The 10,055-nt window shown below is 35.7% G+C and carries 9 protein-coding genes, 1 tRNA gene and 1 riboswitch; of the genes, 8 read left to right on the forward strand and 2 right to left on the reverse strand.

The window, feature by feature from the left end; genetic code table 11:
• The first annotated feature begins 160 nt into the window (after positions 1-160).
• The 4 genes from FC77_RS06710 to FC77_RS06725 all read left to right on the forward strand — a co-directional run bounded on the left by FC77_RS06710 (position 161) and on the right by FC77_RS06725 (position 3,951).
• Positions 161-1,474: a Y-family DNA polymerase gene (locus FC77_RS06710; RefSeq protein WP_056970840.1), complete on the forward strand. Its 1,314-nt coding sequence runs from the start codon at positions 161-163 to the stop codon at positions 1,472-1,474.
• Complete coding sequence (locus tag FC77_RS06715) at positions 1,467-1,829, forward strand: hypothetical protein (RefSeq protein WP_172644287.1); 363 nt, start codon at positions 1,467-1,469, stop codon at positions 1,827-1,829. The genes FC77_RS06710 and FC77_RS06715 overlap by 8 nt, the downstream gene beginning before the upstream one ends.
• Before the next feature lie 82 nt (positions 1,830-1,911).
• On the forward strand, positions 1,912-2,574 hold the full coding sequence (locus FC77_RS06720; RefSeq protein WP_056970842.1) for a CPBP family intramembrane glutamic endopeptidase: 663 nt from the start codon (positions 1,912-1,914) through the stop codon (positions 2,572-2,574).
• Between the two features lie 156 nt (positions 2,575-2,730).
• A complete protein-coding gene (locus FC77_RS06725; RefSeq protein ID WP_056970844.1) occupies positions 2,731-3,951 on the forward strand; it encodes an ATP-binding protein in 1,221 nt (406 codons plus the stop codon).
• Between the two features lie 50 nt (positions 3,952-4,001).
• Here the strand turns inward: FC77_RS06725 and FC77_RS06730 are convergent.
• Together FC77_RS06730 and FC77_RS06735 are read right to left on the reverse strand one after the other, a co-directional pair.
• Positions 4,002-4,072, reverse strand: a tRNA-Gly gene (locus FC77_RS06730).
• A gap of 41 nt (positions 4,073-4,113) precedes the next feature.
• Positions 4,114-4,719, reverse strand: a complete 606-nt coding sequence (locus FC77_RS06735) for an SOS response-associated peptidase family protein (protein ID WP_056970846.1) — start codon at positions 4,717-4,719, stop codon at positions 4,114-4,116.
• A gap of 131 nt (positions 4,720-4,850) precedes the next feature.
• On the opposite strand from FC77_RS06735, the gene trpS reads away from it, so the two are divergent.
• The 4 genes from trpS (at position 4,851) to mgtA (ending at position 9,936) form a co-directional block, all read left to right on the forward strand.
• Positions 4,851-5,870, forward strand: coding sequence for a tryptophan--tRNA ligase (gene trpS / locus FC77_RS06740; protein ID WP_056970848.1), 1,020 nt, complete (start codon positions 4,851-4,853; stop codon positions 5,868-5,870).
• 5 nt (positions 5,871-5,875) lie between these two features.
• Complete coding sequence (locus FC77_RS06745) at positions 5,876-6,355, forward strand: deoxycytidylate deaminase (protein WP_056970849.1); 480 nt, start codon at positions 5,876-5,878, stop codon at positions 6,353-6,355.
• A 40-nt stretch (positions 6,356-6,395) separates the two neighbouring features.
• A complete protein-coding gene (locus FC77_RS06750) occupies positions 6,396-6,941 on the forward strand; it encodes a TPM domain-containing protein (protein ID WP_188864929.1) in 546 nt (181 codons plus the stop codon).
• A 62-nt stretch (positions 6,942-7,003) separates the two neighbouring features.
• A riboswitch (M-box (ykoK) riboswitch) is annotated at positions 7,004-7,164 on the forward strand.
• Positions 7,165-7,245: 81 nt separating this feature from the next.
• On the forward strand, positions 7,246-9,936 hold the full coding sequence (gene mgtA / locus FC77_RS06755) for a magnesium-translocating P-type ATPase (RefSeq protein WP_056970853.1): 2,691 nt from the start codon (positions 7,246-7,248) through the stop codon (positions 9,934-9,936).
• Positions 9,937-10,055 lie beyond the last annotated feature (119 nt).

The following is a 10,055-nucleotide window of genomic DNA, read 5'->3' on the forward strand; positions in this document are numbered from 1 at the left end:
AAATGATTCGGTTCATAAAGCTAAACTTTCGTCAATGTCTTAACTTAATGACATTGGGATAGTAGCCTGCTTCTTATTTTTTTACTTGCTTACCCAAACTAACGTTTGTATAATGATGGTAACGAACATAAGTTCAAAAAATAAAAAGAAAGTGATACTGATGTATGACTATCGTTATGAACCGCATAGATTAATTTTTATGATTGATAACAAATCATTTTTTGCAAGTTGTGAAGCTGTTCGACTAGGGATAAATCCCATGAAGGCAGTATTGGCTGTAGTATCACGTCAGCCACATACTAAATTCGGGTCAGGATTAATTATGGCAGCCTCACCACTAGCTAAGAAAAAATATAATTTGAATAATGTAATGCGGGCACGTGATTTACCTTCTAAAAGAGAAGCCCCGGATTTGAAATTAGTAGAACCGCATATGAACCTTTATATTAAGCGAAGCATGCAGGTACTGAATATTTTTCGTAAATATGCAGCTGAAGAAGATATTCATGTTTACTCGATTGATGAGAGCATGATTGATATGACTAAATCTTGGCGTTTGTTTGGTAATGATCCTTATTTGGTTGCACGCAAAATTCAAAAAGATATTCATGATACACTTGGCCTTTATACAACTTGTGGTATTGGTGAGAATCCATTATTAGCCAAATTAGCAATGGATATTTCTGCCAAGCATAAAATTTCAATGATTGCTTATTGGCACTATATTGACGTCCCTGATACTATCTGGAAAATTCCAAAACTTGAAGACGTATGGGGGATAGGTAGACGTACAGCGAAGCGTTTGCGTAAACTTGGCATTAATAATATGTACCAACTCGCTCATACCGATCCTGCAACTTTAAAGCAAGAATTTGGTGTGATCGGTGAACAATTATTTGCAATGAGTTGGGGAGTTGATCGCAGCATAATTAGTCATAAATTTTTTCCAAAAATGAAAAATTATGGGAATTCACAAGTTTTGACTAGGGACTATGTAAATCAGCGGGAAATTGAAATTGTGCTTCGAGAAATTGGTGAACAGGTTGGTGCAAGGATCCGAGCACATAAATTGCAAGCGAGTTGTGTTGGTTTATATGTTGGCTTTTCAGAATATAAAAGGAATAATCAGCGTAAAGGCTTTAGTGTTCAGCAAAGAATTTCTCCTACTAATAGTAATCAAAGCTTGGTTCATGAATTAGTAATTCTTTTTCGTAAGAATTGGCATGGTGAACCGGTTAGAGTTTTAGGAGTTAATTATAGTAAGTTAATTCCGGATACCGGTGAACAATTGACTTTCTTTATGAGTCCGGATCAACAGCTCAAAAAGAGAAAATTCACCATGACCGTTGACAAAATTCGCCAAAAGTATGGTTTTACTAGTTTAGTTAAGGCCTCCAGTTTATCCAAAGGTGCAACTGCCATCAAACGAAGCAATTTGGTTGGTGGCCATAACGGTGGTAATGCTTATGAGTAAATTTGATAAAATTGTACTAAATTTTTTTAAGAATTATCAAGATCGTGGCATGGAGAAATGGGCCGGCTTTTACTTAAGCGACCATACGATGAAAATTAATAAAGATAAGAGTAAACGTGCCGTTGTTTATCAGGAAAAGAAAATGATGACGGAAAAAGAAATTAGCGCAATGTTATTAGCTGCCTTTAGTAATCATTATTTGGTCCACATTCAACTTAAGGAAGTGGATGGTAATGATAATTTACATCCGGATATAGTTGGCTTTGTCGAAGGGTATCAGGAGGATAAGATCATAATAACAAGGAGAATGGTTAAGCTTGATGATATTAATAATATAAAAATAGATAAGAAATAATTTTTACGGCGTTTCATAAACCTGTCTTTTTTTGCTATAATATGGGGTTTGTAGGGTACATGAGTGTATAGGAGTGAAGTTTGTGAATACGCCAGAATCAAGAGAGGGTAACTTGATTCGCTATATCGTCTACTTTGTTAGCTATTTGATGGCTGCCGGTGTAGTTAAATTAGTTACTATGAAATCACCAGTGCGAATATGGGATTTAATTTTATTTACGTTAATCTCAGCAATGGTTCTTTTATTTTACATATATCGTTTTAATCGTGAGCAACGTTTTTTTGAGCGTGACTTTAGTTTGCCATGGTTAGGTAATTTTGGCTTAATGGTTGGATTAACCCTTGTGGTTACAGCAGGACGGATCAGTGTTTCCTGGTTGCAGTCATATAACAAAGTTGCTTGGTACGGTTTTCAAACTAATTATTTAAAACATGAATCGATTACCATGTACTGGTTTCTGATTTTGGCAATTGGCATGGTTTTACCCATCTTGCAAGAATTTCTAACTACGGGTTTTCTTTTTAATTATATGTTTAGAGAAAGCACAAAACTTACCGCTACGTTAGGAATTATTACTTCAGGCGTTTTATTCAGCTTACTTAACTTCCAAGCTTCTATACCATTATTAATAATTAACGTATTATTTGGGATGTTGTTTGCTTGGTCTTATCTGTACACTCAAACATTGTGGATGCCTGTTTATTTGGCAGTAGTAAACGGAATAATCCTTGTAATTATGACTTAAATTTAAATTGAATAAAAAATGACGGTGGTTTTTAATGCCACCGTCATTTTTATGTGTAAAAGCTTGTAGCTTGACTCCAAAAAATAGTAAAAGCATTGAAAGTTTGGAGTTAACTCCAAACTTTTGCTAATATATAAGTAAAAGGAGATAACGAATTTGTTAGAGCAAAAATATGTAGCTAGGGATGAATATCTTAATTTTCTAAAGAGAAATCGAGATAAGCATATTATTAAAGTGGTTTCTGGGGTTCGTCGATCCGGTAAATCTACATTGTTTTTATTGTTTCGTGATTATTTAAAGAAAACTGGTGTGAAAGATAATCAGATAATTAATTTAAATTTTGAAGATATGGACTTTGAAGATTTACTCGATCCGGAAAAATTATATTCTTACATTAAAAAAAAGCTTTTGCCTGATCAAATGAATTATATCTTTTTAGATGAAATTCAACATGTTCATAATTTTGAAAAAGTAGCTGATTCACTTTTCATTAAAGATAATGTTGATTTATATATCACCGGTTCTAACGCTTACTTTTTAAGTGGTGAAATAGCAACTTTATTAACAGGTCGTTACGTTCAATTAAACATGTTGCCTTTATCTTTTAATGAATTTGTTCAATGGCACAAACAAAATAATAAATTTACCAATGATCAAGATATGTTTAATCAGTATCTAAAAAGTTCATTTCCATATACATTATTTACTGAAACTGATCAGGAAAGGATCGAATACTTACAAGGTATTTATTCAACGATTGTATTAACGGATATTGTTACTAGGCTAAATATTAAAGATGTGCCTGTTCTTGAACGTTTAATTCGAACTTTGTTTAGTAATATTGGCAGTCAGGTAACCATCAATAAGATTACTAATACTTTACGAAGTAATGGTTATAAGACAAGTAATAAAACTATTGATCGTTACCTTGAAGGAATCCTGGATAGTTTATTAATGTATGAAGCTAAAAGGTATGATATTCATGATCATGACCTTTTAAGCAGTAATAGTAAATATTATGTTGTTGATCTAGGATTGTGTCGTTTGCTTTTGCCAGATCATCAAGAAGATTATGGTCATATTATTGAAAATGTAGTTTATCTTGAATTACTTCGTCGCTTTCCAAATGTTTATGTGGGCCAGAGTGGAAAATATGAAGTAGATTTTGTTGCTTTAAATGGGCGAAATGAAGCTCGCTATTTTCAAGTTGCTTTAACAACGTTAGATGAGAATGTACTGAAAAGAGAATTACGATCACTGCAGAGGATTGGGGATTCTTATCCTAAATATTTGTTGACTTTAGATACACTAAACAAAGACGCAAATTATAATGGAATTCAAAAAATGAATATCATTGATTGGCTATTGGAAAAATAATAGATTATAAAATAAAAAACGATGACCTTTGGTCATCGTTTTCCCAGTTAAGCGGGTAGCGTGAATCGGACCCGCATCTTCAGCTTGGGAAGCTAATGTTTTACCATTAAACTATACCCGCATTACTCTGCTATTTTATCATGCTTCCACTTTTAAGCCAAATTAATTTTTATTAGGTATTTTTTTAGCAGATAAGGGAACGTTACTGCGATCAACTAACTTGGTAAAATTTTGGAACAACCATTGCCGTAATTCTTCTGGCCTAACAACTAATGGCATGCGATTATGTACCGGCGTCATTACTGAATTAGGCTCAGTTGTGACCATTGCAAAATGTTGTTCATCATAAATTCCGGCTATTAGGGTTAATGGGTTGTCAGGATCTTGAAAACTATAGCGTTCATGGTACTTTCTGTTATTAGCTGCCTGATATGTTTTTTTACCGTATTCAAAGAATTTATCGGCAATAATTAAACATCTCTGCTTAGCAAATGATTTGTCCCACATTGATGGCTTCTGCTGATAAAAGCGTTCTACCCTGGCGTTGAATAATACTTTCTTATTATCAACCGGGCTAGGATAGCCCCAACTTTTGGGTGATAACTGTAATTTATTATTTTGGTAGAGCAGGACTGGTGCTATTTGTTTAGGGAAAACATCTTGGTTTTCTGGTAATGCAGTATCTGTTTTGGCCAGTGGCAAATTTAAGTCATTTACCAGATAATGTTTAATATTTAATAAGCTTGGTAGTTTGAATTGGTTACACATTTTATGTTCTCCTATATAATTATATTGTACCGCTATAGTTAGTTTAATCATCACTTGTTTTTTGGTAAGATTAACAGTAATTACTGGATTAAAAAATATATTTAATAATATGTAGAAAAGAGAGAATAAGTATGAAAAAGAAAGTTTTGCTTACAGGGGATAGACCTACTGGTAAACTGCATATTGGACATTATATTGGTTCACTTAAAAATAGGGTAAAATTACAAAACGAAGGTAAATACGATCCATACATAATGATTGCTGATACGCAAGCTCTGACTGACAACGCCCGCGATCCTGAAAAAATTCGCAACAGCTTGATTCAAGTTGCGCTTGATTATTTGGCTGTTGGGATCGATCCTGAAAAATCTACTATTTTTGTTCAATCACAAATTCCAGCCTTATTCGAACTTACTACTTATTATATGGACCTAGTATCGGTTGCCCGTTTGGAAAGAAACCCTACGGTTAAGTCAGAAATTAAGCAGAAGGGGTTTAATGACTCTATCCCGGTTGGTTTCTTAAATTATCCAGTCTCACAAACTGCTGATATTACTGCATTTAAGGCAACAATTATTCCCGTTGGTGATGATCAAGAGCCAATGCTTGAACAGGCACGTGAAATTGTTCGTACCTTTAACCGGGTTTATAATTGTCACGTTTTGCTTGAACCAAAAGGTTATTTCCCAGCTAAGGGACAGGGAAGATTGCCTGGCCTGGATGGTAATGCCAAGATGTCTAAATCTCTTGGTAATGCTATTTACTTATCAGATGATGCCAAAACCGTTCAAAAAAAAGTTATGTCAATGTATACCGATCCTGATCATATTCACATTGAGGATCCAGGTAAGGTTGAAGGGAATACCGTCTTTACCTACCTTGATGTCTTTGATCCTGATAAGGATAAGGTAGCCGATCTTAAGGCCCAATACCAAAAGGGTGGTTTAGGTGATGTAAAGATTAAGCGTTACTTAAATAAAGTTTTGGAAAGTGAGCTGGCTCCTATTCGTGAACGGCGTGCAAAATATGCTAAAAATGAAGATGCTGTTTATGACATGCTTTTTGAAGGTTCTAAAAAAGCAAATAAGAAAGCAAATGAAACCCTTGAGCAAGTTCGGGATGCAATTGGCTTAAATTACTTTAAGAGGTAAAAATAATGCGTGATCGAATTCCTTGGAATCAATATTTTATGATGCAGGCTCTAGTTATTGCCCAGCGATCAACCTGTGATCGGGCTTTAGTGGGCAATGTTTTGGTCAAAGATAAACGAATTATCGGTACAGGTTATAATGGATCTGTTTCAGGACAACCCCATTGTGATGATGTCGGTCACCAATTGGTTGATGGGCACTGTGTTCGAACCATTCATTCAGAGATGAATTCTTTGATTCAATGTGCGCGCAATGGTGTTTCAACTGATGGAACTGAAATCTACGTAACACATTTTCCTTGTTATAATTGCTCTAAGGCTTTAGTACAAGCAGGTATTAAAAAAATCAATTATTATTTTGACTACCATGACAATCCGCTAGCAATCAGCTTATTCAAAGATTGTGGGGTACCCTATGAACAAATTAAAATCAATCGTAAATACGTTGAGCAATTGGCTCATAAACTTGAAGAAGCAGAAAATTAGTCTTCTATTAATTACTGCTTTAATTAGTATTTTCTTTACGATGACTGGCTTTTCTGAAGCTAATATTCAGGATAATGCGCACATTTTAGATAAAGATACGAATAGGCTGATTATTGAGAAGAATGATCGGTATTTTCAGACTAAGGAACAACCGCAAATTATTGTCCGAACAGTCAAACGGGTGAACAAGTTAACTCCCAAGCATTTAAACGAGTTCAAACGAACAGTTTTTATTGTGGCAGGAGTTAAAAAAAATAAGCACAACGTTCAAATATATTCTAGTCGGGATTTACACAGTGCTTTTACTGCTGATACACAGGTTAATATTATCCACGCCGAAGTAAGTGAGTTGCGGAGCAGAAATAAGGCCACCTTTAATAAGGGATTACGTTTTGTATTTAAAGCTTGTGCAACCACGATTGACCAGCAATACGAATATTCACTTGATAAGTATGATTTGACCAATGATGAACAAACAAAGATTAGTCATCCGCATAAGATAGCCTTGCCAATAGCCTTAGCCATTGCACTTTTGATTACGGGATTAGTTTATTTCTTTAAGAAAGATCCCAAAATTAAAAAATGATGAAATTGTGTTGACTTGATCAATGATTGAGGACTAAACTCACAATGTAATAATTAATCAAGCAAATAAACTGTTAGGTGAGACTCCTACGTGAACACACGCTATTGCCCGGAAACATCCAGAGATGCCAACGGGTTAAGTAGGTGTCGTCGACTTAAGGCGGGATCCAGATAGCTAGGCATTTACGTCACGTAGTGTTAAAACTGAATGACGAGTATAAAAACCTTGTTTGGGATGGGGCACCTGCAATTAAACAGGTGTTCCTTTTAGTTTGTTTGCATTATTTATAGGAGGAAAAGAAAGGATGCTAAGGAAACCGAGTACTAATGCTAGCAATCCTGATCTAAAACTAGTAAAGAAGATTGCTAGAGAGACGAGAACCGAAACTTTGGCAAGACTTCATGCTAGTGCGGAAGGCCTATCTAGCAAACAAGCTGAAGAAAACCGCAAGGAATATGGTTCAAATAAGATAGCGACTAATAAGCATGATTCAAAGCTACGCTTTTTAGCTGAAGCATTTTTAACGCCGTTTACGATGGTCTTGCTTATTTTAGCCACATTATCATTGTTTACTGATTACATTTTTGTACCAGCAAACCAAAAAGATTTAAGTACAGTTGTTATCATGCTTTTGATGGTGTTTATTTCTGGAATAACCAGTTTTGTCCAAAATGTACGTTCATCTAATGCTGTTAACGACTTGCTTAAAATGGTTTCGGTCACTACCAATATTAAACGTGACGGTAAAGACCAAGAACTACCAACTAAAAGTGTAGTTGTTGGGGATATTATTAACGTAGCTGCAGGGGACATGGTTCCTGCCGATATGCGTCTACTTAGGAGTAAGGATCTTTTCTGCTCATCTAGTTCATTAAATGGTGAGTCTAAACCTGTAGAAAAAATAGCAACTAAAGTACCTGAATTTGGTAAAGATAAGGATTACTTAGATTATCCTAATATCCTTTACGAAGGAACAACGATTGTTTCTGGTTCCGGGGTTGGGGTTGTTTTTGCGACTGGTGAGCACACCATGTTTGGTAAACTTGCTCAGGATATTTCTAGAAACGACATTAAAGAAACTACCTTTGACGTCGGTATTAAAAACATCTCTAAATTGTTAATTACCATGACAGCAATCATTGCTCCGCTAGTTTTCATTATTAATGGACTAACCAAGGGTGACTGGATCAATGCTTTAATCTTTGCGATTGCAACCGCCGTTGGTTTAACCCCAGAAATGCTTCCAGTAATCGTAACTACGAACTTAGTTAAAGGTTCAGTAGAAATGTCTAAACACGGCACGATTGTTAAGAAGATGAATTCCATCCAAAACTTTGGTTCTGCCGATGTTTTGTGTACAGATAAAACTGGTACTTTAACTCAGGATAAGGTTGTGCTTGAGCGACACTATGACTTAAACTTGCGTGAAACTAAGCATGTTTTGGAATTGTCTTATTTGAATTCATACTACCAAACAGGGATGAAGGACTTAATAGATAAGGCCGTAATTGATGCTGCTGGGGATGAACTCAATGTAAATGAAATCCAGCGTGACTATGACAAGATTGATGAAATTCCGTTTGACTTTAATCGAAGAAGAATGAGTGTTGTAGTTGCTAACTCTGATAAGGAACATGGTGAGCACCTCTTAGTTACTAAGGGTGCTGCTGAAGAAATGCTGTCGGTTTCAACCAAGATGGAATCCAACGGCAAGATTTTACCGTTGACTGAGGATCGTAAAAAAGATATTTTAGCCAAAATTGATGATATGAATGATGATGGCTTGCGGGTCATCATGGTTGGCTATAAGAAGAATCCAGCACCTGTTGGTGAGTTCTCCGTTAAAGATGAAAGTGATTTAACCTTGTTCGGCTTCTTAGCCTTCCTGGATCCACCAAAAGAAAGTGCTAAGAAAGCCTTGGCTAAACTTAAGCACGATGGTATCACCGTTAAGATTTTAACTGGTGATAACGAGGCCGTTACAAGAACAGTCGGCTTACAAGTCGGGTTAAATGTTGATACGGTTTATTCTGGCAGTGACTTAGAAAATAAGAGTGACGAAGAATTAGCCAAGATGGTTGAAGAGTGTAACATCTTCGTTAAATTGTCACCTGAAGATAAGACTAAGATTATTGAACTGCTAAAGAAGAATGATCACACGGTTGGTTACATGGGTGACGGTATCAATGATGCCCCAGCAATGAAGGCTGCCGATGTATCTATTTCGGTTGATACGGCTGTTGATATTGCTAAGGAATCGGCCGATATTATCCTGCTCCATAAGGACTTAAACGTCCTTGAAAAGGGAGTAAGAATTGGTAGAAAAGTCTTTGGTAATACCATGAAATACATTAAGATTACCTTGTCTTCTAACTTTGGTAATATCCTTTCGATCATGGTTGCATCATCGTTCTTACCATTCTTACCAATGTTGCCACTGCAACTACTTATTTTGGATCTCTTGTACGGAACTAGTTGTTTATCACTGCCGTTTGATACGATGTCCGATGAGTACTTAAAGGGGCCAAGGACTTGGTCAACAAAAAAGTTGCCAAAGTTCATGTTTTACTTTGGCCCAACGTCATCGGTATTTGATGTTATTACCTTTGGTTTACTCTTCTTTATCATTTGTCCAAAGTTAGTTGGCGGTAATTTCAATTCAATTAATCTGGCACAAAAAGCACTCTTTATTGCATTGTTCCATACCGGTTGGTTTATTGAGTCACTCTGGACACAAGAAATGGTTATCCACGCACTTCGTGATAAAAGGTTTCCATTCATTAAGCAACATGCATCCACAGCCGTTGTATTGTCCACGTTTGGGGCAGGTATTATTGGTACCTTACTTCCATTCTCATGGTTGGCCAAGCCACTTAAGTTTGGTCCAATGCCACTCAGCTATATGTGGGTAATTTTAGGAATTCTTATTCTTTATATCTTACTCACTACTGTGGTAAAACACTTCTACTTAAAGAGTGAAAAATTCTTAATCTAGTATTCCAAGATTGTGAATAATAAAAGAACTTCAAGGTTTATATTTAGACCTTGAAGTTTTTGTTCCTGAATTATCAAATTAAGTGCAACACTGATTCAAATAGGTCATGAAGCCAATGT

Source organism: Lactobacillus acetotolerans DSM 20749 = JCM 3825 (genome assembly GCF_001436775.1).
In the GTDB taxonomy this organism is placed as follows: Bacteria; Bacillota; Bacilli; order Lactobacillales; family Lactobacillaceae; genus Lactobacillus; species Lactobacillus acetotolerans.